Source organism: Mesorhizobium sp. NBSH29 (assembly GCF_015500055.1).
Lineage (GTDB): Bacteria > Pseudomonadota > Alphaproteobacteria > Rhizobiales > Rhizobiaceae > Neomesorhizobium.
In genome coordinates this window covers 55,892-79,374 of record NZ_CP045493.1, presented here as the reverse complement: position 1 = coordinate 79,374, position 23,483 = coordinate 55,892, and the positions used below count along the sequence as shown (strand labels likewise).

Annotated in this window: 16 protein-coding genes and 13 pseudogenes; 10 read left to right on the top strand and 19 right to left on the bottom strand. The window is 61.2% G+C overall.

What is annotated here, in order from left to right:
* Both GA830_RS18380 and GA830_RS18375 read right to left on the bottom strand, forming a co-directional pair.
* Positions 1-981 (bottom strand): Bug family tripartite tricarboxylate transporter substrate binding protein, encoded by a 981-nt coding sequence (locus GA830_RS18380; protein WP_195165108.1) that lies wholly within the window; start codon positions 979-981, stop codon positions 1-3.
* A gap of 45 nt (positions 982-1,026) precedes the next feature.
* Positions 1,027-2,433: an FAD-binding oxidoreductase gene (locus GA830_RS18375; RefSeq protein ID WP_195165107.1), complete on the bottom strand. Its 1,407-nt coding sequence runs from the start codon at positions 2,431-2,433 to the stop codon at positions 1,027-1,029.
* A gap of 237 nt (positions 2,434-2,670) precedes the next feature.
* On the opposite strand from GA830_RS18375, the gene GA830_RS18370 reads away from it, so the two are divergent.
* Positions 2,671-2,955: a transposase gene (locus GA830_RS18370; RefSeq protein WP_195165106.1), complete on the top strand. Its 285-nt coding sequence runs from the start codon at positions 2,671-2,673 to the stop codon at positions 2,953-2,955.
* Here the strand turns inward: GA830_RS18370 and GA830_RS18365 are convergent.
* The 3 genes and pseudogenes from GA830_RS18365 to GA830_RS18355 form a co-directional block, all read right to left on the bottom strand.
* On the bottom strand, positions 2,946-3,170 hold the full coding sequence (locus GA830_RS18365; RefSeq protein ID WP_195165105.1) for a hypothetical protein: 225 nt from the start codon (positions 3,168-3,170) through the stop codon (positions 2,946-2,948). The genes GA830_RS18370 and GA830_RS18365 overlap by 10 nt on opposite strands.
* Before the next feature lie 82 nt (positions 3,171-3,252).
* Positions 3,253-4,662 (bottom strand): annotated as a pseudogene (locus GA830_RS18360) (helicase-related protein); the annotation flags it as partial.
* Positions 4,663-4,664: 2 nt separating this feature from the next.
* Positions 4,665-4,964: pseudogene (locus GA830_RS18355) on the bottom strand (ParB N-terminal domain-containing protein); the annotation flags it as partial.
* Between the two features lie 304 nt (positions 4,965-5,268).
* Between GA830_RS18355 and GA830_RS18350 the strand changes: the two are divergent.
* Both GA830_RS18350 and GA830_RS18345 read left to right on the top strand, forming a co-directional pair.
* The gene (locus GA830_RS18350) at positions 5,269-5,571 is read left to right on the top strand and encodes a BrnT family toxin (protein ID WP_195165104.1); all 303 of its coding nucleotides are present in this window, start codon (positions 5,269-5,271) and stop codon (positions 5,569-5,571) included.
* The gene (locus GA830_RS18345; RefSeq protein WP_195165103.1) at positions 5,555-5,833 is read left to right on the top strand and encodes a BrnA antitoxin family protein; all 279 of its coding nucleotides are present in this window, start codon (positions 5,555-5,557) and stop codon (positions 5,831-5,833) included. Before GA830_RS18350 ends, GA830_RS18345 begins: the two co-directional genes overlap by 17 nt.
* Before the next feature lie 59 nt (positions 5,834-5,892).
* On the opposite strand, the pseudogene GA830_RS18340 reads toward GA830_RS18345, so the two are convergent.
* From GA830_RS18340 to GA830_RS18320, 5 genes and pseudogenes are all read right to left on the bottom strand, one after another.
* Positions 5,893-11,003 (bottom strand): annotated as a pseudogene (locus tag GA830_RS18340) (DEAD/DEAH box helicase family protein).
* An 83-nt stretch (positions 11,004-11,086) separates the two neighbouring features.
* A complete protein-coding gene (locus tag GA830_RS18335; RefSeq protein WP_195165102.1) occupies positions 11,087-11,497 on the bottom strand; it encodes a DUF3085 domain-containing protein in 411 nt (136 codons plus the stop codon).
* Between the two features lie 9 nt (positions 11,498-11,506).
* Complete coding sequence (locus tag GA830_RS18330) at positions 11,507-12,109, bottom strand: DUF1419 domain-containing protein (RefSeq protein WP_195165101.1); 603 nt, start codon at positions 12,107-12,109, stop codon at positions 11,507-11,509.
* A gap of 139 nt (positions 12,110-12,248) precedes the next feature.
* A pseudogene (locus tag GA830_RS18325) lies at positions 12,249-13,216 on the bottom strand (DUF3991 and toprim domain-containing protein).
* A 219-nt stretch (positions 13,217-13,435) separates the two neighbouring features.
* Entirely contained in the window at positions 13,436-13,624 is a 189-nt protein-coding gene (locus GA830_RS18320; protein ID WP_195165099.1) for a hypothetical protein, read from the bottom strand.
* Between the two features lie 323 nt (positions 13,625-13,947).
* Between GA830_RS18320 and GA830_RS20470 the strand changes: the two genes are divergently transcribed.
* Positions 13,948-14,253, top strand: coding sequence for a MucR family transcriptional regulator (locus GA830_RS20470; protein ID WP_374939339.1), 306 nt, complete (start codon positions 13,948-13,950; stop codon positions 14,251-14,253).
* A 35-nt stretch (positions 14,254-14,288) separates the two neighbouring features.
* Here the strand turns inward: GA830_RS20470 and GA830_RS18315 are convergent.
* The 4 genes and pseudogenes from GA830_RS18315 to GA830_RS18300 form a co-directional block, all read right to left on the bottom strand.
* A pseudogene (locus tag GA830_RS18315) lies at positions 14,289-14,597 on the bottom strand (DUF3085 domain-containing protein); the annotation flags it as partial.
* Positions 14,598-14,607: 10 nt separating this feature from the next.
* On the bottom strand, positions 14,608-15,213 hold the full coding sequence (locus tag GA830_RS18310; protein WP_195165097.1) for a DUF1419 domain-containing protein: 606 nt from the start codon (positions 15,211-15,213) through the stop codon (positions 14,608-14,610).
* A 193-nt stretch (positions 15,214-15,406) separates the two neighbouring features.
* Positions 15,407-15,988: pseudogene (locus tag GA830_RS18305) on the bottom strand (DUF3991 and toprim domain-containing protein); the annotation flags it as partial.
* Positions 15,945-16,091 (bottom strand): annotated as a pseudogene (locus tag GA830_RS18300) (IS256 family transposase); the annotation flags it as partial. The pseudogenes GA830_RS18300 and GA830_RS18305, both read right to left, overlap by 44 nt.
* 173 nt (positions 16,092-16,264) lie before the next feature.
* Between GA830_RS18300 and GA830_RS18295 the strand changes: the two are divergent.
* The 3 genes and pseudogenes from GA830_RS18295 to GA830_RS18285 all read left to right on the top strand — a co-directional run.
* On the top strand, positions 16,265-16,597 hold the full coding sequence (locus GA830_RS18295) for a hypothetical protein (protein WP_195165096.1): 333 nt from the start codon (positions 16,265-16,267) through the stop codon (positions 16,595-16,597).
* A 197-nt stretch (positions 16,598-16,794) separates the two neighbouring features.
* Positions 16,795-17,115, top strand: a pseudogene (locus GA830_RS20465) (S8 family serine peptidase); the annotation flags it as partial.
* Positions 17,106-17,395 (top strand): annotated as a pseudogene (locus tag GA830_RS18285) (hypothetical protein); the annotation flags it as partial. The pseudogenes GA830_RS20465 and GA830_RS18285, both read left to right, overlap by 10 nt.
* Before the next feature lie 391 nt (positions 17,396-17,786).
* Here the strand turns inward: GA830_RS18285 and GA830_RS18280 are convergent.
* Together GA830_RS18280 and GA830_RS18275 are read right to left on the bottom strand one after the other, a co-directional pair.
* Positions 17,787-18,449, bottom strand: coding sequence for a ferritin-like domain-containing protein (locus GA830_RS18280; RefSeq protein WP_195165094.1), 663 nt, complete (start codon positions 18,447-18,449; stop codon positions 17,787-17,789).
* An 11-nt stretch (positions 18,450-18,460) separates the two neighbouring features.
* Positions 18,461-19,147: a ferritin-like domain-containing protein gene (locus GA830_RS18275; protein ID WP_258045714.1), complete on the bottom strand. Its 687-nt coding sequence runs from the start codon at positions 19,145-19,147 to the stop codon at positions 18,461-18,463.
* Positions 19,148-19,497: 350 nt separating this feature from the next.
* On the opposite strand from GA830_RS18275, the gene GA830_RS18270 reads away from it, so the two are divergent.
* Positions 19,498-21,261 carry a putative bifunctional diguanylate cyclase/phosphodiesterase gene (locus GA830_RS18270; protein ID WP_195165092.1) on the top strand — a complete coding sequence of 588 codons (1,764 nt, stop codon included), beginning with the start codon at positions 19,498-19,500 and terminating at the stop codon, positions 21,259-21,261.
* On the opposite strand, the gene GA830_RS19875 is transcribed toward GA830_RS18270, so the two are convergent.
* Positions 21,201-21,566 carry a hypothetical protein gene (locus GA830_RS19875; RefSeq protein WP_210330867.1) on the bottom strand — a complete coding sequence of 122 codons (366 nt, stop codon included), beginning with the start codon at positions 21,564-21,566 and terminating at the stop codon, positions 21,201-21,203. The two genes, GA830_RS18270 and GA830_RS19875, sit on opposite strands and share 61 nt — an antisense overlap.
* Before the next feature lie 186 nt (positions 21,567-21,752).
* Here GA830_RS19875 and GA830_RS18265 point away from each other — a divergent pair.
* Positions 21,753-22,184 (top strand): annotated as a pseudogene (locus GA830_RS18265) (transposase); the annotation flags it as partial.
* A gap of 4 nt (positions 22,185-22,188) precedes the next feature.
* Here the strand turns inward: GA830_RS18265 and GA830_RS18260 are convergent.
* Both GA830_RS18260 and GA830_RS18255 read right to left on the bottom strand, forming a co-directional pair.
* A pseudogene (locus tag GA830_RS18260) lies at positions 22,189-22,427 on the bottom strand (IS110 family transposase); the annotation flags it as partial.
* A gap of 120 nt (positions 22,428-22,547) precedes the next feature.
* A pseudogene (locus tag GA830_RS18255) lies at positions 22,548-22,715 on the bottom strand (transposase); the annotation flags it as partial.
* A gap of 17 nt (positions 22,716-22,732) precedes the next feature.
* Here GA830_RS18255 and GA830_RS18250 point away from each other — a divergent pair.
* A pseudogene (locus tag GA830_RS18250) lies at positions 22,733-23,113 on the top strand (transposase); the annotation flags it as partial.
* Between the last annotated feature and the right edge of the window lie 370 nt (positions 23,114-23,483).

Sequence of the window (23,483 nt, the reverse complement as noted above, 5' to 3'; positions counted from 1 at the left end):
CTATTTCTTGGCCAGGCCAACGGCCTTCAAGCTTTGCGCCAGCGCCGCGTCGGAGGTTGCCATGAAAGTTTCGAAATCGGGGCCGGCCGTCCACTGGGTGGCGTAACCTCGCTCCTTCATGAACGCCAAATAGTCAGGGTGATTCACCACCTTGGTCATCGCGTCGCCAAGCTTGGCTGCGACGTCGGCGGGAATGCCGGCCGGCGCCACAATGCCGCGCCACGAGCCGAGCACAAAATCATGACCCGTCGCCTCGGTGAAGGTCGGCAGATCAGGTGCGGCATCCAACCGGGCCTTTCCAAAGACGGCGAGCGGCTTGATCAGCCCAGCCGACATCAGCGCCGCGGCCTCCGGCAGCGAAGCGGTGGCAATCTGCACGCCGCCAGCAGCCAGATCCTGCAACCCCGGCGCTGCCCCTTCGGACGGAACCCACGCAACTCGTTCCACAGGCAGGCCTGCCGCGAGCAGCATTCCGGCGAGCGCCAGGTGATTCACGCCACCTTGCGCGGATCCAGATGCCTTGAACTCCCTGTCAGGAGCCGCCGACAGCGCCGCGAGTAACGCCTTCATGTCTCCATATGCCGCATCCGCTCGCACGAAGATTGCGGCCGGATCCGAATTGTAGAGCCCGATCGGCGTATAGGCCTTGTAGGTCAGTTCAGTCAGGCCCAGCGTATGCATGGACCCAATCTCCAGCGTCGCCACTCCGATCGTCTGGCCGTCCGGAGCAGCCTCTGCGATGGCCGAGTGCCCGATAACTCCGGATCCGCCTGTCCGGTTCACGACCGGAACGGGGGCGCCCAGTTCCTTTTCCAGCAAGCCGCCGATGATGCGCGCGGTCGCATCGGTTCCGCCCCCCGCGCTCCACGGCACGATCAGCGTGACCGGACCGTTCGGCCAGTCCTGCGCCGTGGCTGACAGGGTTGCGCCCAACATCGTCGCGGCGGCGAGCGACAGGATCATCCGTCGGTTCAGTTTCATGTCTTCCTCCCTTGGTTAGGCCCGCGCGGCACATGCCGTGCAGGTTTAGTCGAAGATTTTCGTCGGGTTGAGAATCCCGTGCGGATCGAGACAGCGCTTGAGCCGACGCATCAGGTCGACCTGCGCTTCATCGCGGGTGTGATTGAGGTAGGGCTTCTTTAGCAGTCCGATCCCGTGCTCGGCCGAAACGGTTCCGCCGAGGTCGCGGACGATGCCGTAGACGATCTCGCTGACAGTGGGCAGCGGTTGCGGAGCTGCGCCCGGCACCCAGGCAACGATGTGGATGTTGCCGTCGCCGACATGTCCGTAATGCACCGAATGACATCCCAATCGGTCGAGCAGCGCCGGCTTCGAGCGGGTCACGAACTCTTCGATCCGCCGGATCGGCAGGCCTATGTCGAAGGAGATGTGCGGGCCGATCACCTGGGGATTGGCGAACTCGGCCGCCGCATCGCGCGTGCCCCAGAAATCGGACAGGTCCGACAGGCTGCGGGCTACCGCGCCATCCTCGATGGCTCCTACCTCGAACTGCTGCTGAAGCCACGCGTCGAAGCGCGCTCCGTCAAGGTCCTCATCGAGTCCCTGCATTTCGATCAGCACAACGTGAGTGCCATCACCAATGGCGACGGGGGCCTTGCCACCGGGGACGCGGACGGTCGCCTGATGCCAATAGTCGGCCCACATGACCTCGAATGCCGACAGGAACGGTCCGAGATTGCGGCGCGCGGTGGCAAGCAGGTCCACCACCTTGTCGTAGCCGGTGACCACGCACAGCGCCGCCGCGACGCAGCCGGGCTTCGGGTGCAGCCGCAGCACGGCGCGGGTGATGACGCCGAGCGTACCCTCGGAACCGAGAAACAACTGCTTGAGATCGTATCCGGCATTGTTCTTGATCATCCGGTTCAGCATCGGCAGCACGGTGCCATCCGGCAGAACCACCTCAAGCCCCAGGACCAGGTCGCGCGCCATGCCGTAGCGGATCACGCGGTTGCCGCCCGCATTGGTGGACAGGTTGCCCCCAACGAGACACGAGCCGCGTGCGCCCAGATCCAGGGCAAAGAACAGTCCGGCCTCATCGGCCGCTTTCTGCACGACCTCAAGTGGCGTTCCGGCCAGGACTGTCATCGTCATGCCATCCGGGTCGATCTGCTCGATCCCGACCATGCGTTCCAGCGATAACGCGATTCCGCCATCGAGCGGCAATGCTCCACCACAAAGCCCGGTCAGACCGCCCTGAGGCGTCACGGCCAATCCGGCGTCGTGACAGGCTCGGAGGATTGCTGCGACCTCTTGCGTTGATGAAGGACGAAAGACGGCGGCCGGCCGGGTTGCGGGCATGAAGCTCCAGTCCTGGCGGTTCCGATCGGGTACGTCGGCGCCGGTGAGCGCAACGCCCGGACCCAGATTGGATGCCAGCGCCTCAACTGCGCTGCCCCTGAACTCCGCCCTCATGCTACTCCCTCTAGATATGTTATACGTTACGTATAACATATCTTTGCATCATGCAAGCTGGGAAACTGATATTCCTCCCCTTGGCATCCCGGTGGATCGTCATCGCCCTGTAGAGGACCACCTTGCTCACGGCTCCGGGATACATCCCCATAGCGCCAAGCCTTAGGCGATGTGGACAAAGTGGATTCCCAAATCGGCTGATCACTGATTCAAGGCTGTTCTTTGCGGAGAACAGCCTTGGTTCGTGGATTGATGTCGGATGCGGAATGGGCCTTCTTCGAACCGTTCGTAGTCGAGAAGGGGCCGAGGCGGGGTCGTCGGCCTCGTGATCACCGGCGGGTGCTGGACGGGGTGTTCTGGATCGCCCGGACGGGGACGGCCTGGCGGGATCTTCACAGCCACTTCGGAACATGGAACTCGGTTTACCGCCAGTTCCGGCGCTGGACGCTGGCGGGGGTCTGGGACGTGATGCTGGAGGGGATGAACGACACCGGCACGGGCAACGACAGCCTTCAGATCTGAACGGCGACGCCGGGCAGGAGATATTCGACGCCCGCGACCTGCGGCGCATACGCGTCCTCATGAAGGAGCAGCAGCGCAAGAACGAATGGCTGCAGGACAAACTGCCATGTCCCGAATGCCATGGCGAAGGCCTGGAGGCGATCGCCAATCCCGATGATGCCCCGATCGTCAAAAACGGGCGTGGATATCTGATGTCGCCATGCCTCCACTGTCATGGCATGCGCTAAGTGTCGATCGCGCAGTCAGCTTCGAGCAATATGCATTAGGCACGCCTCAGGAGGCAGCCAAGCGAATGGCTCATGCAGCCATCGTCTCGACACCGGCAAGGTCTGCGACATCGGCGGAGAGCGACGCTTCAATCTCGGAAAGGTGCATACGCTTCGCGGCGAGTTCGTTCGAGAACGAAAACTCCCCGCCCTCACGCGAGCGATAGGACGCCAGCCGCCGCTGAGCATCGGCAAGACGTTGACGAAATCGCTCCTGCTCGTCTTCGAAGCCGGACAGAGCATGTTCGAGACGCGAGATAGCGCCGAGCGGCGTGGTGGTCACCGACAGGTCGATCTCATAGTCGGCGCCGGTTCTCATCAGCATGGTGCTGTAGCGATAGCCGTCCTTGCCAAACCGCTCGCCGGAATAGTCGAGGTGGAATCCACCGAGCGAGGCGATGGTGGTATCCCCTTCCTGTTGAAGTTGCACCAGGGTGAGGATTTCCTTCATGAGCGCGCGACCGGCGCGTTTCCGTTCGACAAAGGTCCCGTCGCCGACCTGCATGTGGAAGGCATCGCCCGTAGTCGGAATAAGCCTTTCGATATCCAGCCCGATCTCGCCGATGCGGCCGGTGGCATATTCGATATCGCGCTCGGCATCGCGGATCTGGCGACGGATGGCGAACTGGTCGTCCTGATGTGCCGCGCGCAGCCGCTCGAGCCGCGCGATGTCGGCTTCGAGGCCGGCCTTCTGCATCAGGCGGGGATCCCCGCTGGCAATGGCCTTCGCGATGGCGAACTGGTTTGCCTGTCCTTCGCCCATATCCTCCAAGCGGCGAATAGAAGTATCGCCGGAAAGTGCAGCCGCGATGAACCGTGCCTTGCGTTCGTTGTTCTGCCACATCTGGGTGTCCATCGAGCCTTCCGTGGCATAGGCGTAGATGTCGATGACATCGTGCTGGTTGCCCTGGCGGAGGATGCGGCCCTCGCGCTGCTCGATCTGTGAGGGCAGCCAGGGCACGTCGAGATGGTGGAGGGCTTTCAGGCGGAGCTGGGCATTGACTCCGGTGCCCATCGTGTCGGACGAACCGATCAGGAAGCGCACCTTGCCGGCGCGCACATCGCCGAACAGGCGCTGCTTGGCATCGGACTTCTTGAAGTCCTGCATGAAGGCGATTTCCGATGCTGGCACACCGATGCGGACCAGCTCGTCACGGATCCAGCGATAGGCCGAGAAGCCACGGCTCTTCTCGACGTTGATCGTGCCGAGATCGGAAAAGATCATCTGCGCCGCGCCCGGCTGATCAAACGGCTTGCCGTCGGAGCGGACATAGGTGCCGCTCGCCGTCTCACGCCAGATGCGCCAGGCATTGGTCACGACGTCATTGAGCTTGTTGTCGGGCTCATTGGCATTGTCGCAATCGACAAGCCGAAGATCGATGGCCGCATGACGGCCGTCGGTGATGACGGAAAGGAGAATATCGTCCCCGGGCTGTGACGGTGTTCGTGCGCCAGCGTCTCGGCAAGCGAGCGCATGGCGCCACCGTCCTCGGCGCGTTCGATGACCAGCACGGCAATCTCGTCCAGCCCTGCGGCGATCGCCTGTTTGACGCGCCTATGGCCTGCATCGATCACATAGCCGTTACCACCGTCGGATTCTGCCGCAACGACGGGCGGCTGCACAATGCCGACGGCACGGATCGTCGCCAACAGCAGCGCGTCGGCCTGCGGGCTGGACTTGGAGCGTCGCGCCTTGTCGGGGTTTTCCTTCAGCGCACGCGGATCGACAAATTTCAGTTCCATGGAAATGCTCCTTCACGGGGGTTCCGGACACCGCCAAGCGCAGCATCCTTCCTCGTCTTCTTCCCGAAGACCTCCCCCGGCCCGCCGAGCGGACGGGCCGGTGCAACTGCGGCCGAGCATCCCTGCCGGGCCGATCAAGCGGGGCTCACAGCCCTGCGAAGAGCGAACGGCCGGGATTGCGAGCGGCGCGGTTGAGCGATAGCGTCAGCGGTCCGCCCGGTCTGCGAGCGGATTATTTCCTTTTCTTCCCCCCTCTCCCCCTCTCCCCACTTGAAGTTCTTGTATATGACGGCAATATACATTGATGATCGATTGGAAACGGATCGCCGGCTTCGACTGGGACGCGGGCAACGCGCGCAAGAGCGTGGAAAAGCACGATGTCAGCCAGGCGGAAGCAGAGCAGGCATTTTTCAACGAGCCGCTGCTGACGGTCTCTGACGCAAAGCATAGCGCCAGCGAGCCGCGTATCCACGCTCTCGGACGGACCGACGACGGAAGGCTGCTGCATATCACCTTCACGCTTCGGGAAAGTGAGACAAAACTGCGGGTGATTTCGGCCCGCGACATGAGCCGCAAGGAGCGGAGCTATTATGAACAGGACACGTAACACCGTGCCGCATTTCGCAACGGAGACCGAGGAGCGGGCTTTCTGGGAAAGCCAGGACTCGACCGACCATGTCGACTGGAGCAAGGCCGAAAAGGTGCGGCTGCCCAATCTGAAGCCGTCTTCCACCTCGATATCGCTGCGGCTTCCCAATTCGCTTCTGGAGAGGATCAAGGTCGCCGCGGGAAAGCGCGACGTTCCCTATCAGTCGCTCATCAAGATCTGGCTGGCCGAAAAGATCGATACTTCCGGCACGCAGCGCTGATCCGCTCCACACAAAAATGGCCGGCGCCGCCGCATGACGAGGCCGGCCATGACGTGGCATCAGGCGGCGATAGAATCCCGGATGTCATCGATTTCCATCGCCAGAGCTTCATCGATTTCGGCAAGCTGCCGGCACTTGTCGGCCAATTCTTCCGAGAAGGAGAATTCCCCACCCTGCCGCGAGCGATAGGATGCGAGGCGACGTTCGGCATCGGCGAGCCGCCTGCGATACCGCTCCTGCTCATCGTCAAAGCCGGACAACGCATGCTCGAGGCGGGCGACTGCGCCGAGCGGGGTCGTCGTCACCGGCAACTCGATCTCGTAGTCGGCACCGGTGCGCATCAGCATGGTGATATAGCGGTATCCGTCCTTGCCGAACCGCTCGCCACAATATTCGAGGTTGAACCCGCCGAGCGAGGCGATCACGGCGTCGCCCTCCTGCTGGGGCTGGATGAGGGTCAGGATTTCCTTCATCAACGCGCGGCCGGCGAGCTTGCGCTCGTTGATGGCCTCGTCACCGACGACCAGACGGAAGGTAGCGCCGGTTGTCGAAACCAACTTGTCGATATCTTGCTCGATCTCGCCAATGCGGCGCGTCGCGTATTCGATATCGCGCTCGGCATCACGGATCTGGCGACGAATGGCGTGCTGGTCATCCATATGCGCGGAGCGCAATCGCTCGAGACGGGCGACATCGGCTTCGAGCCCCGCCTTTTGCATCAGGCGCGGATCGCCCGAGGCAATGGCCTTGGCCATGGCGAACTGGCTCGCCTGCCCTTCTCCCATATCCTCCAGGCGGCGGATTGAGGTATCGCCCGAAAGGGCCGCCGTAATGAACCGGGCCTTGCGCTCGTTGTTCTGCCACATCTGCGCGTCCATCGAGCCTTCAGTGGCATAGGCGAAGATGTCGATGACCTCATGCTGATTGCCCTGTCGCATGATGCGGCCTTCCCGCTGCTCGATCTGGGAGGGCAGCCACGGCACATCGAGGTGGTGGAGCGCCTTCAGACGCAGCTGGGCATTGACGCCGGTGCCCATGGTCTCCGAGCTGCCGATCAGGAAACGGACCTTGCCGGCGCGCACATCACCAAACAGACGCTGCTTGGCGTCCGACTTCTTGAAATCCTGCATGAAGGCGATTTCCGACGCTGGAACGCCCATGCGGACAAGCTCGTCACGGATCCAGCGGTAGGCGGAAAATCCCCTCGTCTTCTCGGCGTTGATGGTGCCTAGATCCGAGAAGATCATCTGAGCGGCACCCGGAAGCTCGAACGGCTTTCCGTCGGTTCGTACATAGGTGGCGTCCGCCGTCTCCCGCCAGATGCGGAAGGCATTCGAGATGAGGTCGTTGAGCTTGTTGTCGGGCTCATTGTCATTGTCGGAATCGACCAGACGCAGGTCGATGGCAGCGTGCCTGCCGTCTGTGATGACGGACAACAGGATGTCATCACCAGGTTCCGGCGGACCATCGCGTTCCTCGATCGCCTTGATGCGGGCATCGAGCAGGATCTGGTAGCGTTTGAAGGCGGGCGATGGCTTGGAGGTGAAAATTTGCCTTGTGCCCGTCGATAGCGCCGGAATTTTCACGTATTCGCGCAGATCCTCGGGCATCACCACATCCGCGAAGGAGCGGAACATGGCAATCAGCTCGGGCACGTTGACGAAGGTGGCAAAGCGCGTCACCGGCTTGTATTTGCCGGAGGGCTGAAGTTCCAGTTCCGTCGTGACATCGCCAAAGATCGAGGCCCAGGCGTCGAACTCATGCAGGCCACGCTGGAGCAGCGCCTCGTAGCCGAGATAGCGCTGCACCGAGAACATCTCGCCGAGCGTATTGGTAATTGGCGTGCCCGAGGCGAGCACAAGCGCCTGCCCGGGTTCTTCGTCTCGACGAACCGGGATTTTACATAGAGATCCCAGGCCCTCTGCGAGCCGTTTGGATCGACGCCCTTCAACGTCGACATATTGGTGGCAAAGGAGAGTTTTCTGAATTCCTGCGCTTCGTCGACGATGATCTGATCGACGCCGATCTCGGAGATGGTGAGGAGATCGTCCTTGCGGGTCGAAAGCGCCTCCAGCCGCTCCTGCAGGCCTTCCTTCAACCGCTCGAGACGCTTGCGCGAAACACGATCATCGCTCTCGACCTTGGCCAGCAGGCTCTCATAGAGCTCCAGCTCGTCGTGGATCATCTGCTGCTCGAAGGCCGATGGCACCGCGATGAAGCGGAACGCGGAATGGGTGATGATGATGGCGTCCCAGGTGGCGGTTGCCGCGCGCGACAGAAACCGATGGCGCTTATCTTTGGTGAAGTTGGTCTCGTCGGCCACGAGGATACGGGCGGTCGGATAGAGCGCCAGGAACTCACGGGCCATTTGCGCCAGGCAATGACCGGGCACAACCAGCATCGCCTTGGCGATTAGGCCAAGGCGGCGCTGTTCCATGACGGCAGCTGCCATTGTCATGGTCTTGCCAGCCCCCACGGCATGGGCGAGATAGGTCGAGCCCGCCGAGATGATGCGCCAGATGCCACGCTTCTGGTGCCCGTAAAGAGAAAAGGCGCCCGAGGCGCCTGGAAGTTGCAGATGGTCCCCGTTGAATTTTCGGGGGGCGATGTCGTTGAAGCGATCATTATAGATCCGCGCCAACCGGTCCGTCCGATCGGGATCAGACCAGATCCAGTTCTGGAATGCGGTCTTGATCTTTTGCAGCTTCTCCTTGGCCGCCTCGGTATCGACGACATTGAGCACACGCTTTTCGCTATCGCCCTCTTTCACCGTGTCGAATATCTGCGGCACGCGGCTGTCGAGAGCATCGGCCAATAACTCGCCGGCATGGCGACGATCGGTGCCCCATTCCGATGTGCCTGCCGCCATCCAGCCCAACTGCCGCGCCTCGACAGTCCATGAGGCAAGCTCCGGCATATGGTGGATTTTGATCTCCACCCCCATCGTCTCGTGCACGAAGGCGACAACATCGGCGGCCGGAATCCACGGCGCACCGAGACGGGCGGTGATATCGGACGGCCGCAGATCGGCAGGTTGGACCTCAATCAACGCCCGCACATTACGCTTGCGCTCGAAGACGGGATCGAGCGACGCGGCGGCTTCGGCGGCCTTGAGCTTGTCGCGGACCTGACCGGACAGATAGGCGTCGGCCGTCTGCCATGCGCCGGTTTCGGGATCGTTGAAGATGGCGTCTCCGAGTTCGGCCAGAACAGCATCGCTGTCGGTGTGCAGCAATTCGGCGATGTGATCGATGTCCACATGGCCACGTTCGTTCAGCACGACGGCAAGCGCATCCGCAGCACTTGCGATGATCGGCGCCGATGGCGGCGCGATCACGCGCGCAGTGAAGATCGGTCCGGGCTTCGCCGTATTGGTCTCGAGGTCATAGTCCTCGATCGAGGCGACCAGCCAGCAATCGGGATCATCGAGAAAGGGCTGGAGATTGGGGCGGCGATGGATTTCGCGCACCTCGCCGGTCTCGGTGTCCTCATTCACCGACACGGTGGTGAAGTTGACCGGCCCGAAGTCCCGCACGAAACTCGACCAGGCGATGCGCAGCTTCACTTGCGCCGGCTTCCACGGCTGATCGAGTTCCTGGGCCCTCAGGACTTCGCGGACGGCATCACGGATCGGGATCAGCTTTCCGATGATGCGTGCGTGCTTTTCCGGCACGCCGTCACTGCTCCTGCCTTTGCGCACCGTGATGGTGACAGGGACCCCGTCGACCATCTGCATGAGAGCGGTGTTCTTCGCGATGAAGAAGCTCCCCTCGCGGACGTGCCACTCGGTGGAGGGACCATCTGCGCCCTGCTGACCGGCATCATCCTCGTGGTCAAAATCGAGCGGCGTCGGTTCGCCTTCATAAAGAGCTTCCGGAAGAAGGGAGATGGCGGCGGCCAGCGCGCCTTCGAGATCCTCAGCCTCACGCGGGAGGCAGGCATAGGTCTCGCCGAAAGGTCCAGAGGTCAGGGCGTGGGTGCCCAGCACGAAATCCGGATGCCGCGCGAACCATCGGTTGACGCGAATGGCGCCCTCGCCCGCCGTCGCCGGCCTGACCTCCTCGGTGTCGAGCCAGGACTGGTCGCCCTCGGGCTCTCCGATCTTACGCTTGCGGAAGAACAACAGATCGACCACGACGTCCGTGCCGGCGTCAGCCCGGAAGCTGCCCTCGGGCAAACGGATCGCGGCAATCAGGTCGGCCGACTTTGCGATATGCTCGCGCGCGGTGCAATCGGCCTTGTCCATCGTGCCGGAGCTGGTAACGAAGGCGGCGAGACCACCGGGCTTCAAAAGATCGACCGAACGGGCGATGAAGTAGTCGTGCAGGCGCAAGCCGAGCGATCGGTAGGCCCGGTCGGAACGAACGCTGCGATCAGAGAAAGGCGGATTGCCGATGGCGAGGTCGAAGCTTGCTGGAAGCTCCGTGCGGCCTAAATCGCCGGTGACGATGCGCGCACGCGGCTGCAACAGTCCCGCGATACGAGCGGTGACAGGATCGAGTTCGACGCCGGTGACGTGCGACAGATCACGAAGGGCTTCCGGCATCAGCGCCGGGAACAGACCCGTACCGATGCCGGGTTCGAGCACCCGACCGCCGCGCCAACCGAGGCGATGCAACCCGGCCCAGATGGCCCGGACGATGAACTCCGGCGTGAAATGCGCATATTGCGTGCAGCGCGCCAGAGACGCGTATTCCTGGCCGGAAACTGCATCCTGTAAATCGGCCCCGATGTCGCTCCAGCCGTCGCGGAAATCAACCTCACCAGGCCGGCGGAACACGCTATTGGCGAGATCCGACGCGCCGAAGCCAGTAAACCTGATCAGCCGCTCCTGCTCCTCAATCGTAGCCGGGCGCTCGTCCTGCTCGATCTCGGACGCCAGACGAATGGCTTCGAGATTGTCGTGAGCCCGCTGTTTCCAGCCCTTGGCCAGCCCGCGCGTACCCGCGAGATGAAAATTCCTGGCCCCCGCAACGCGTGACGGCGAGCTGGCTCGGGCGCCCAACGGCTGCGGTTGCGCGGCAGGCGCCGGCGAGGATGGTGTCGGATCATCATTATCATCATCGTTCGCGGAGAAATCGCCGGCAAAGGCCGTGACGCCAAGGCCGAGCCCCGAGGAAAGGCCGGTGGACCCGAAGAGGTCGAGGGTAAAAGGATCGTCATGCGACATGAGAAATTCTCCTGATTGAAGGCGCACGAGACCGCACCGCCGATCGGGATCGGCGGCGGGTCGCGCGCGGAGGTTGACGTCGGTTAGGGCTGGCCCGGCAGCCAGACAGGGGTCAGCGAGATACTCGTGTCGGTCATCTCGACACGGAGATGCGTAACATCAGGCATGGCGTCGAGCAGACGCAGCACCTCGGTGGCATCCAGGAACTTGATGCCGTCATCGCCCCCGAAATGCTGGCGCTTGTAGTGCCAGTAGTCGGGATCGGTCGAAGGGTTGCACTCATCGGCATAGCAAACGAGGGCCTTCTGGCCCTCGGAAAGCTTGCCATTCGACAAGAGATAAACCCCTTCGTCGCCAACCAGCCACAGGCCTGGCTTCTCGCCTTCGCCGGGTCTGATTCCATAGTAGGGATTGCGGAAGCCGCCATTGGCAGCGGCATCGGATTGTCCGCGCGCGATGACCGCGCGGACCTGGTCGACCGGAAAGGTGAACATCGCCCCACCTCATGCCGCAATACGTTCGGGGAGATTACGCAGATGCACCGGCAGCTTCGCCGCGATTTCGTCTTCGGTAAGATCTTCGAGCAGCTTGAGCGTGGTGCCCTGACGTCCACCGTAGTAGAGCACGGTGCGCTTGCTGCGATGTTCCGGCAGCCAGCGTTCCCCGGCATAGCCACGATACTCGTCATGCGTGGCGCTCCAGATGTGCTCAAGACGCTCACCATGCGTCATCGCCTTCACCGGCCAGGATTCGCGTTCGACGATGGCGTCGCGCAGCTCGACCGGCGAACGAGCGACATTCAGATCGCAATAGCCGTGGAAGGAGCGGGGCCGGCCGTCGATACGCAGCGTGTAGAAGACGCTGGTGATCGAGTCCGTGAGGAATTCGCGCAGTGCGAACATCTCACCCCGCATCCAGAGCGGCGGCAGGATATCGAGCATGTAGTCATGCTCGATACGGCCCACTTCAAACCATTCCCCTGCATAAAGAGAACCGGCGTCACCCTCGAAACGGTTGGGACGCTGGGCATGGCGATCGAACACGCGGAACATCTGGCGACGATCTGAGACACCTTGATAGATCTTGCGGATGGGAGAGAGGGTCATCGGCGGGCTCCTTTGGCCTCGTCGGGCCGAAGCGCGAACCATCCTTGTGGATGCCCATCATTTTCAGCCCTTCCTGACCCCTCCCCGCGGCCGCCTCTCCGTCCGGGCGGGTCAAGGGCCGGCGCAGCCGGGCGAAGCTTCACCCTTGACGCGGCCGGCGGGCATGCGGCAGCCGGGTTTCCTTCTCCGTCTCCTTTCCTGCTTTCACATTGTCTGAGCCGCAGCGCGTAGCATGGCGTTCCAATCGTCGGCGGCCGGCTTGAGCCGCTCGAAGTCACTGGAAAGCTCGCCAGCAAGCTCACGCAGCCGCGACACGAATACTTCACCCTGAGGGTTGGCATCGGTGGCGGCCACCAGCCGCGCGTCCTGCCCTGGTGCCAGTAGCCGAATGGCCGCATCGGTCGCCGGCGACCAGCCGCCGCCAGTGCTGACGTAGAGCGTATCCCGCCGAATGTTCTCGATCGCGGCAAGGCTCATGGCGTCGATCGCTGCTTCGGTCACGCAAATGCGCAGGGCGCTAGCAATACCAAGCCGAAACAGCACTTTGCTGCCGCCGGAGGCAAAACCCCGCCATTCCGGACCACGCTCCTCCCAGCCAGTGACGATACCGGCGGTATCGCTATGGGCGGCCCACATGCTGCCCCGCGGTCCCTCCCTCAAGACGTTCTGTGCGATAGCGCTACGGATGACCTGTTCGGGAATGTGCCGCTCGTCGTGCAAATAGCGCCAGGTGGCCGAACCGCGCCATGGCTTGCGCCTCGCTGCCCAACGGTCCGGGATCGATTGATCGGGTTCGCGCGCGCGAGATTGTCGTTGCCATTGCGGCTGGCTTGGCTCGAAGCCGGCAAGCGACGCCACCTGCACGAAGGCTTCCAGGAAATCGCAGCCGTCCAGATGCTGGACCAGCGAATAGACATCACCCTTGGCATCCGACAGCGGGTCAAACCAGCCCTTGCCATCGTGGATGACGATGATGATGTCGTCGCCATGGCGGTATTTGACTGCCTTGGGCGTGCTCTCCTTGAGATCGATCGCAAAGCCGCCGGTCTCCAATACCGCCGCGCAGCCAACCTGGCTTCGCAGCTCTTCAATATCCGCTTTTTCCATTCTTCTCTCCCGGCCTCGTTCTGGCCGGGCCTTTCCTCAAGAGTAACTCCTCCGCACATTTTGCGGAACACTCCGCGACAGCCGCAAAGAGCAAAGGCGGCAAGGGCGCGGGCGGCCAGTGACAGATATTGCAGTCGAGTTGCACATCGCGACCGACTGCGGCGCAGCCTCCCTTGCGGCCTGCCGCTTGGCTGCGGCACGCCGCTCGGCAGTGCCGGTTCAGTGAACCGGCCGGCCTCCTGCGTATGGGCAGTATTCGAAAATTGCCTCGACCTCGTCACCGTCGAGGTCGTCGGCAGGAAGAACGCCGTACTCGTTTTCATCGACCTTGAAGAGGATGACCGGCGTCATCAGGGTGCGCGCGAGGTTCCAGGCGTGGTTCTGAGCGAGGCTGAGTTCGTGCATCATCGTGTGGCTCCCGTTATCGCGAGGACCATTCCCCGCTCGACAGGCGCCCGTCGGGTCCAGCCGGGGCCGCGATCATCGCGATGGCGAAGCCGTGAGCGACGGCACGCTTTGCGTAGTCCGACCCCGCAGCGGGTTGATCGGATAGGTCCGGGCTGGAACTAGGGAAATAAGCCGATAAGAGCGGGGAAATGGGCCTTGCGGCGGAGCCACGTCACCAGCACAAAGCCTCGCGGGTTCAAGCCTCAACACCTTGTGGCTGATCGTAAGCCGACAGCATCAAGGTCTTTGCGAAAGCCTGTTCTTCCGGTACCCACGATGTCGCCATGACAGTGGCGCCGTTACGAGAAACCCGCCTGAACACGACCATGACCGAAGAGATTGCGGAGACGAAAACCGATTCGATCGGGCTGACCACCAATATCGCGGCCGCCTATGTCAGCGAAAATCCGGTCCGACAGCCGAGCTTCCCCGTCTCATTGCCGAGGCCCACGCCGCCAGTGCCGGGGCTCGCGGCTGGCGCCACAGCAGAGCAACCGGAAGAAAAGCCCGTTCCGGCAGTTGCGGTCCGCAAATCCGTGACACCGGATTTCCTGATCTGCCTGGAGATGGCAACCAGTTTAAGTCGTTGAAGCGTCACCTTGCGACCCACTACGACCTGACACCAGATCAGTTCGGCGTCGATGAATTCGATCCCGTCATCACCGCCGAAATGGCGGTGCTTGTAGTGAAACCAGTCGGGATTGCCGACCGGGTGGCACTCGTCCGAATAGACCACGAGCGGGCGGTCACCGTGGCCAAGTTTTCCGTTCGACATGATGTAGACACCTTGGTCTCCGACCAGCCAGAGGCCGGGGTTCTCGCCCTTGCCGGGCTTGAGGCCGTAGCACGGGTTGCGGAATCCGCCATTGGCGGCGGCATCCGCCTTTCCGCGTTCGATGACCTTGCGAACGCCGAGAATGGAAAACGTGAACATGGCCGTCTCCTCACGCCGCGATCGCGTCGGGGAGGGTGCGCAGATGCACCGGGAGCTTGGCGGAGATCTCTTCGTCGGTGAGATCGTCGAGCAGCTTCAACGTCGTGCCCCGGCTTCCGCCGTAGACGGAAATGGTGCGCTCTCCACGTGCATGCTCCGGCCAGCGTTCACCGGCATAGCCGCGATAATCATCATGGGTCACGCTCCAGATGTGATCGAGGCGCTCGGTCCGTGTCATCGCCTTCAGCGGCCGCGATTCCCGATCGACGATCGCATTGCGCATCCGCTCGGGTGATCCCTTGTCGAAAAGGTCGCAATAGCTGTGGAAGTGGCGGAGTTGGCCGTCGATCGTCAGCGCGAAGAAAACACAGGTAACGCTGTCGGTCAGGAATTCGCGCATCGCGAACATATTGCCGCGCATCCAGAGGGGCGGCAGGATCTCCAACATATAGTCGTGGTCGACCGCACCGATCTCGAACCATTCGCCGGCGTAAAGCGCGCTGGCGTCGTTTTCCCAGGGGTTGGGGCGCTGCGCATGGCGATCGAACATGCGAAACATCTGGCGCCGGTAGGCGACGCCCTGGAAGATCTTGCGGATTGAGGAGAGGTGAAGCATGGGAGCGGCTCCTTCAGCCTTGCCGGGGCTGAAGCGCGGCTCATCCTTCCGATTTCGCCGTCACTTCAGCCCTTCCTGACCCCTCCCCGCGGCCGCCTCTCCGTCCGGCCGGGTCAAGGGCCGGCGCTAGCCGGGCGAAGCTTCACCCTTGACGCGGACGGCGGGCATGCGGCAGCCCGGTTTCCTTCTCCTCTCACCCGTCCCACTCGGTCCTCCTGGACGCACGCAGTTCTTCGTTCCAATCCTCGTGTGCAGACGCCAGCCGCTCGTAGCCGCAGCTCGCGGCAACGGCGATCGCCTCGATACGGCCGGCATAGACCTCGCCTTGCGCATTGTTGTCGGTTGCGGCGACGAGCTGCACATTGGGACGGGCCGCAAGCGCCCGAATTGCCGCTTCAGTGGCCGGCGCCCATCCACCACCGGTGCTGAGATAGAGGCTGTCGGACCGAAGGCTTTCGATCGCGGCGAGGCTCATCGCGTCGATCGCCGCCTCAGTGACGCAGAGCCGGGTGGCGCCGATCGATCCGAGTCGAAACAAGACCTTTGCGCCGCCGCTGGCAAAGCCCCGCCATTCCGATCCGCGTTCTTCCCAGCCGGTGACGACGCCGTCGTCATCGACATGAGCGGCCCAGATGCTGCCACGCGGTCCCTCGCGAATCCGATCCTGCCGGATGGCTGCCCAGATGACGGTTTCCGGGACGTCCCGCTCGTCGCGCAGATACCGCCAGCGGGCTCTTCTCGCCCCAGGCGGCGCCGGTCGCGGCTCCGACCTCCATCTCCATCAGCTTCTCGGCGGCAAAGCCGATCATATCGCGCAGGAGATCGGCGTCGGGTGTCTTCTCCACAAGCGCGCGCAGGTTCATCATGTCGTCGGTCATCGGTGTTCCTTCCCAGCAGGAGTTGGTGTCGCAACCAGACCCTACCGGAAAGCGCCGATGACCACCGCGCTACCAAGCTACACCACGTCCTGGGACACGATCGTGGCCTGCTTTTACTCCGCCGCGGTGGCCTGGAATTGCTCCGCCGTTGACACCTGATCCTGAAAGTACAAATGACCGGTGCTCTTCAAGAGGAAGAGTGGAACCGGGTTGGTCTCACCCTGCTCTCGAGCGACGAAGACCGAACCCTTGTGCTTTTCTCTTCAACTGATGAGATCCGTGCCTTTCGAGAGAGGCTTGAGGCTTATGGCCGGGGCACTCCTTCCGGCCAGAAAAACCCTGCCTACGCGGCTTTCATAGCGGCAATTGAATCGATCGATGCGATTGAACCCCGCGATCGCATCGGGATGCGCGCACGCGAGGAGGGACTCACGGAGGTCGACAATTTTCGGCCGGGCACCGACTATGTTCTCGACATAGAAATCTGGGACCTCGGCCGGCGTTAGGCCCGCACCCGCAAAGTCGACGACATCGCAGCCTATGTCGAGGCGCGAAACGGCGAGGAGCTCGACCGATACATCGGCCCGAGCACCACACTGATCCGCGTCCGATGCGACGGCGCGGTGGCACAAACGCTGCTGACCATCGATGAAATTGCCGAAATCGACTTCCTTCCTACACTCGATACGACCAGTGTGCGCAAATGATCGACCTGACGATTGCTGACCTGCCGGATCTCGCAGAACTTCCCGAGAACGCGCCGCTGATCGGCATCATCGACAGCGGCGTAAATGACCATCCGTTGATTGAAGACCTTATTGTTGGTTCGATCGCAGTCCCTGACACTCTGGGAACTGCTGATGATCACGGTCATGGAACGTTTGTTGCGGGAATCTCGACGTTTGGCGATTTGCGAGCCCAGCTGGCAGCAGGCACGCTCAACCGTGTCGCCCGCTTGTGCTCAGCTAAGGTTATTGACCACACCGGCAACTTCCCAAACCAGCGACTGACACCCAATCAGACAACTGGGACGATGACTTCCTGGACCTCGTCGAGGAAGCGCATCTCAGTTCAAGGGTGCGGCGGACGGCGAGATCGCCTTCGGCGCGCTCAAGGGCTTCCTCGACGTCCGCTACGGCGCGCGCGACGGATCGGCCTGCGCGGAGTTTTCCTGGGAAGGAAAAGACGACAATGACCCCGCCTGCGGTCGCGGATGGGCCACCATCGGTATCGCCGGCCGCCTCGTCGGGCACTTCTACATCCATAACGGCGACGATTCAGGCTTCGTCTGCGCGCGCAACTGACTTCCTCAACAGCCTGCTAGTGGTGGCACGAATCACAAGGACACAGTTTCTGCGGATTAGGTCGCCCACCCCGAGACGGCGAGGGGCGGCGTTATGGGCAGCCATACACAGGGGACATGAAGGGGCCTCTGGGGCCGAAAACCTGCGGCGCAAGCCTTCACTCGGCAGAAGCCGTTGTCCAAAGCATCAATGTGGGCGCAATGGCTCTAATCCATCGTAGCAGGGTTAGCTCCCTATAGCGAACATTCGTTCACAGCGTAACTGTGGTTCGCCATAAGTGTGATTTCCGCCGAAGAGACGACATTGGCAAAACGTCATGAGGCTGGAAGACGTGAGAACATGAATGCCCCGCCGCAGTTGGCGGCGAGGCATGTAGGCGTAGGCGCGCTTGTTAAGCCTTCAAAAACGGCATTGCCGCAGCAAGCACAGCTTCCTTGGTCATCGGCTCATCGAATGCACCATCCCAAGCCTTCTTGCCCCCTATCCGGCGGACCTGAGCGGCATGACGTGCTTCGACCGAATGGATCTGGAGCGCGGCCGTAAGGATGTCGTCATTCTCCATCAGATTTCCGGCCTGACCCTTGTAGGCGGCCACACCGAGGTCTTCGAAGGTCTGCGATAGGGTCAAGAAAGTTTCGAAATTCGAGAACACATCGGCATACTTTCCGCCCGCCGTGAAGTCGGCTTCTGGACGCTTGACAGCCGCCGCTCCGAGAGCGCCGGACAGGAAGGCCACGTGTGCCGCTTCATGCAGGCCGATCTGCTGGAACACTGCCTTGTGTTCGGCGGGGATGAAATCCTTCTCCAGAGCGGAACGGTAGAATGCATCCTCGATATGTTCGAGCGTCAGTGCGAAGTTCAACGTATCGACGATCTGTTGCGGCAACCCTGCCGCAAAAGCCTGCTTCGATGCTGCGGCAAGGACCAGCGGAGCCGAGGCAAGTGCGCCAAGCGACAACGCCGCATGGGAGAAGAGGCCGCGACGGCTTGTAACCAGACGGCTCGCCAAATCGGGGTCGAGCGCGCCAAGGATCGTGTTGGTGTTGGTGTTCATGATCATTCCTCCTAGAGGCTCTTTGCCGTGACTTCGGTTTTGATGAACGGATCAGCGGCGGCGAGAACCTTCGCAGGCTCCAACGCTCCGTCGAGGCCGTTCTTGTCGACCACGTCAGGGCCCGCGAATGCAACGCTGCCAGGTTGTAGCAGATCGCGGATCGTAGCCGCATGTCGCGCTTCGACCGATACTATACGACCTGCGGCGACAAGGTAGTCGCCCTTCTCGAGCAATTTCCCCGCGCCATTATAGGCGGCAACGCCGAGGTCTTCGAACGTCTTGGCTGTAGTCAGGACGCTTTCACGGCTGGCAAAATCGACCTTGGAAAAGTCCACTTCGAGATCAGGGATTGCCTTGTCGGCGAGCGCGCCTTTCAGGAAATCACGATGCGCGACTTCATGATCGCGGATGTCAGTGAGGATTGCCTTCTCGTCACCGCTCATCTCCCCGTAGGGGCTTTCGATCACCTTGGTGTAGAAAGCTGCTTCAAGCTGCTCCAAGGCGTAGGCATAGTTCAATATGCCGATATCGCCTTCGCCTAGATCAGCCGCCAACGCCGGCGTGATGCCGAAGTTCGGAAGGCTGCCGCCGAATATGGCAAGCGTGGCGACGACTCCGCCGGTCCATTGGAGGACGGTCCTCCTGGATTTCTGTGCGGACAAAGGTCCAGCACGAGACTCTGTCTGATTGTGTTGCATCGAACTCTCCATTTTGGGATTTGATGCGAAATCATTTCCGCATGGGAGTAGCAACGAAAGCCTCCGCGCAAAGTTCCGTAAGTTATTCAATTTGCTCAATTATTTGTGAGTCGTTTGAATTCTGGTCACAATTATGCTGGATCGGAAGAGTACAAATTCAGATATTACTAGAGCGTTGTCGCGGAGGAATAGTTCCGGTGGTTTTATGATTTTCTTCAAACGTGAGCGGCATGTGCGTTTGCTGGTGCCGAAGCGACGGCCGAACTGGCGCGAAGAATTCGATCTTCAAGCTATCTTAAGCTTCAGTGCGCTTCGATGCCGCTCAACCCATATGGGGAGGTGGCAAAAGGATGAACTGGCTATCCGAGGACCAAGTGGCGCTGTCCGTAGTTGACGCGCTGACGGCGAGCATTTGTGTCATCGATCATGACGGAATCGTTCGGGCCGAAAACGCCGCTTGGAAACAATTCTCGTCCCGCAACGGCGGCATCGGTTCGTACATCGGCGTAAACTACCTGGAGATTTGCAGGAAGGCGGGTGGCGACGATTCTGAAGCGGCTCATCGAATTGCAACAGCAATTCGGCAGGTGCTGGATGGAAAGCGTCAACGGTTCGAGGCCGAGTATCCTTGTCATTCGCATACCGAACAACGCTGGTTCTTGACCCGGGCAACGCCGCTTCGATTCGGCTCCGATAATAGTCAGGGCAAACAATCTCTGGGAGCCGTCGTCTCACATCAGGAAATAACAGAAAAAAAGCTGCTCGAAATGCAGCTGAAGGGGTTCGCCGAGACTGACGAGCTTACCGGCCTGAGAAACCGCCGATCCATGATTGATCATATCAGCAAGGCATTCGCGGAACACAAGACGGGATGCACGGTAGCGCTGTTGCTACTGGACTTGGACAACTTCAAGGAAATCAACGACACCTCTGGTCACGATATTGGCGATCTCGTGATCAAGCAGGTGGCGGAACGCTTATCGAGTTTGACCTCGCGGAATCCCTCGACCATCGCTGCTCGAATGGGAGGCGACGAATTCGCTTTGCTCCTTGCGGTCGAACAGCCTTGGAGCGTCGTTCCGCTTGCGGAGGAACTTCTTGGCCTTCTTGACCAGCCTTACCCGATTGACGGCGAACAGGTGCATTCCGCCGCGTCGGTTGGAATCGCCTTCTATCCCACCGACGCGGTTGCGCCCGCATCACTGCTCAAGGCCGCTGACCTGGCTCTATACCGGGCAAAAAATGGCGGCCGAAACCGATACGTATTCTACACGGACAATCTGCGCGACGCAGCGCAGCAGCGCAAGAAGTTGTTCAACCAGGGTCGCTCGGGCATCGTTCGCAACGAGTTCGAGACCTACTTTCAGCCAATCGTGAGCCTGAAAGACAAGTCCTTGTTGGGGTTCGAAGCCCTGATCCGATGGCAGCACCCGGACCTCGGTCTGCTCACCCCGGCGCACTTCCTTCCGCTCCTGAAAGACTGGGGCATGGGGGAGGCGCTCTCACAGGTTGTGCTTCTTCAAGTCATCCAGCATCTTTCGGACTGGCCGGAAATCCGTATAAGCGTCAACCTGACCACAGGCCAACTTCGAAATCCCAATTTTGTGGATTTTCTGTGCCGTGAGACTTTGGCGAACTCGGTCAACGCTGAACAACTGAAACTCGAAATAACAGAAGACGTTGTTCTCGGGGACAGCAACAATGATTTTGAAACCATTCTAACTCGCTTGCGAGATGCCGGGTTCAAAATATCACTGGATGATTTTGGTACCGGTTATGCGTCATTGTCGCACCTTTCTCAATTTCCGCTGGACGAGATCAAGATTGACATGTCGTTTGTCAAACAACTGAATAGCAGCCGTCGTGCTCGCAGTGTAGTGCGCTCGATTACCCATCTTGCTCACGAACTTGGGCTGAGCGTGGTTGCCGAAGGCATCGAAGATGTGGAAATCGAGGGTATTGTCGCGGCCCTCGGATGCGACCACGGCCAGGGGTATCTGTTCGGCAGGCCTCAGCCCGCCTCCGCGATCCCAGACATCATAAAGAAGTGGACTTATCCCTCGCGAGCCCCAAGTGCATTGCCCGCGCCAAATTTAAGGAGCAGTTCGAGATAGCCGGCGGCTACGCGCAGGTCAGTAGGAGTCAAATTTTTCTGATCGGAACGGAGCCGTTCTGCCAAGGCCAGAAGTTCATCCGAGGAATCGGGTTCAAGCTTTTTCAATTCCGATCCAGCGGTTCGGCACGCTGCCAGTAGCACTGAAGTTAGCTGGCACGCTTGATCCACAGAAAAATGCATCTGCGCGGAAATAAGAGGCGGGGGACCTGTCTGGGTAATATTGACCACAACTCCGTCAAGCGTTGACCAACCGACGTCGGCGCTGCCGCTTTGTGTCTGGATAACAGCTGAACGCTCCGTCATGATTACTCCCCAGCGCAATTGGTCAACAGTTGGTTGACACCGCACCTAAAGTAACATACGCGCACTTTCTGTGGCGGTAAATCGGATCGATTGGTCGTCCGCTTTATCCGTCGCTCGCCTATGAGACTGTTTGGAAACTGGGTCGGAGGGGTTTCGTTTGAGGGTTGAATGTGATTCACACTTTGGATGTGGACAGATGAGACCCGAGGCCGGATGGCCAAGATCGCCCGGAAGACCAAGCGGTATCCGCCGGATTTGACGGACGAGGAATGGTCGCGGATCGCGCCGCTGATGCCGGAGCCAGGAACGCTTGGCCGGCCGCGCGAGGTCGATTTCCGCGAGGTCATCAACGCGGTGCGCTATATGGTGCGTTCGGGCTGCGGCTGGCGGATGCTGCCGATCCACTTTGGCCATTGGCGGACGGTTTATGGCTGGTTCCGCGAACTGACGCGCCGCTTCCTGTTCCAGACCATCCATGATGTCGAACTGATGCTCGACCGGGAGCAGCAGGGCCGCGAAGCCAGCCCGACGGCGGCGGTGATCGACAGCCAGACGGACAAGGCTCTGCAAGCCGAAACAAGGGGTTATGACGCCAACAAGAAGATCGTCGGCCGCAAGCCTAACGCGTCTCGATGCAGATAGCCGGCTAGCTTCGGCGCGCAACTCGTCGTGCAGCCAAGCCGTCAGCGAGCAGGCTTCCAGGCCGACTCGTCCCAGCGGCAGCCCGACTTTGCGCAATGCTTCGCTCAGCGTATCCGGCTCGCTCGCAGCGCGCGTTTCCTTGACGATCCGCCCGCTCTCGTCGACGATGCAGATCGCGGTCTCTTCCAAAAACACGTCCAGTCCGGCAAAGTACTTCATGGCTGCTCCTTCCCGATGCTTGTGGCGAATCGACATCGACCACGTTCTCACATCACGACAGTTGCAGCCGCCCTTATCCGGGCTCGGCAGAAACCCCAGTCACCCCATCTGTTTGGAAAGTCATGGATGAGCGTTTCGTCGAATGGGCACACCGCCCATTGCGATGTGGATCATTGCGGTCGAGACGTCGATGCGTTGCTCGTAGTCGCGCACCAGGCGGCGCCAGCGCATCATCCAGCCGAAGGTCCGCTCAACGACCCAGCGCCGCGGCAGGACATGGCAGCCCTTTTGCTCTTCGGACCGGCGGCGTCGGGCCGATCACGGCGCTTACGTTCCGCGCCGCGATCGACCGGCCGGAGCGGTTCGGCTCGTCGCGGGCGGTGGGCGCACATCTGGGGCTGACGCCGGCGCGCTACCAGTCCGGCGAGACCGACATCCAGGGCAAGGTCAGCCGCTGCGGCGACGAACTCGCCGGCACCGCTCCCTATGAGGCCGCGCATTCGCTGCTCGTGCGCTCGAAGAAATGGTCGAGCTTGCGCGCCTGGGGCATGAACATCGCCCGACGCCGCGGCATGGCGCGGGCGCGCGTGGCGGTGGCTCGCAAGCTGGCGGTCATCCTGCACCGCATGTGGGTCGACGCCACCGAATTCCGCTTTGGAAAGGAGCCTGCCGCTGCGGCGGCGTGAACCGGGCTAACGGGCAAAGGAGCAAGGAACAAGAACCGAGTTTTTGCCCGAAAGGGCGATGCCCGGATCGTTTCGTGGGGACGACGGGCGAGGCGATCTCGTTGAGAGTCCCGAGCCTGCCAACCAAAACCACGGCAAGGGTCGTGAAACAGATTGAGACGCCTCTCTCTCCTGACCCCATCATGCGGCGCCCAAGGCGCCGACCGCGAAGAGAAGCGAGTGACCTGCGGAACGGTCCAGGAAAAAGTGCAGGAGCACCTTGACCTCAACGACCCCAATCAGAGAGGACTCTAAAACCCCCGGGGTCAACCTTCTGTTCCAGTTTATGTCACTACTGTCGCCGTGCGCCATCTTCCTGTGATCCGCATGG

Bases quoted from the DNA above. Each gene is read 5' to 3' on its own strand.
- GA830_RS18380 (WP_195165108.1), bottom strand. From the start codon at position 981: ATGAAACTGAACCGACGGATGATCCTGTCGCTCGCCGCCGCGACGATG.
- GA830_RS18375 (WP_195165107.1), bottom strand. From the start codon at position 2,433: ATGAGGGCGGAGTTCAGGGGCAGCGCAGTTGAGGCGCTGGCATCCAAT.
- GA830_RS18365 (WP_195165105.1), bottom strand. From the start codon at position 3,170: ATGACAGTGGAGGCATGGCGACATCAGATATCCACGCCCGTTTTTGAC.
- GA830_RS18350 (WP_195165104.1), top strand. From the start codon at position 5,269: ATGATCGATTGGAAACGGATCGCCGGCTTCGACTGGGACGCGGGCAAC.
- GA830_RS18345 (WP_195165103.1), top strand. From the start codon at position 5,555: ATGAACAGGACACGTAACACCGTGCCGCATTTCGCAACGGAGACCGAG.
- GA830_RS18335 (WP_195165102.1), bottom strand. From the start codon at position 11,497: ATGTTCACCTTTCCGGTCGACCAGGTCCGCGCGGTCATCGCGCGCGGA.
- GA830_RS18330 (WP_195165101.1), bottom strand. From the start codon at position 12,109: ATGACCCTCTCTCCCATCCGCAAGATCTATCAAGGTGTCTCAGATCGT.
- GA830_RS18320 (WP_195165099.1), bottom strand. From the start codon at position 13,624: ATGATGCACGAACTCAGCCTCGCTCAGAACCACGCCTGGAACCTCGCG.
- GA830_RS20470 (WP_374939339.1), top strand. From the start codon at position 13,948: ATGACAGTGGCGCCGTTACGAGAAACCCGCCTGAACACGACCATGACC.
- GA830_RS18310 (WP_195165097.1), bottom strand. From the start codon at position 15,213: ATGCTTCACCTCTCCTCAATCCGCAAGATCTTCCAGGGCGTCGCCTAC.
- GA830_RS18295 (WP_195165096.1), top strand. From the start codon at position 16,265: ATGACCGGTGCTCTTCAAGAGGAAGAGTGGAACCGGGTTGGTCTCACC.
- GA830_RS18280 (WP_195165094.1), bottom strand. From the start codon at position 18,449: ATGAACACCAACACCAACACGATCCTTGGCGCGCTCGACCCCGATTTG.
- GA830_RS18275 (WP_258045714.1), bottom strand. From the start codon at position 19,147: ATGCAACACAATCAGACAGAGTCTCGTGCTGGACCTTTGTCCGCACAG.
- GA830_RS18270 (WP_195165092.1), top strand. From the start codon at position 19,498: ATGAACTGGCTATCCGAGGACCAAGTGGCGCTGTCCGTAGTTGACGCG.
- GA830_RS19875 (WP_210330867.1), bottom strand. From the start codon at position 21,566: ATGACGGAGCGTTCAGCTGTTATCCAGACACAAAGCGGCAGCGCCGAC.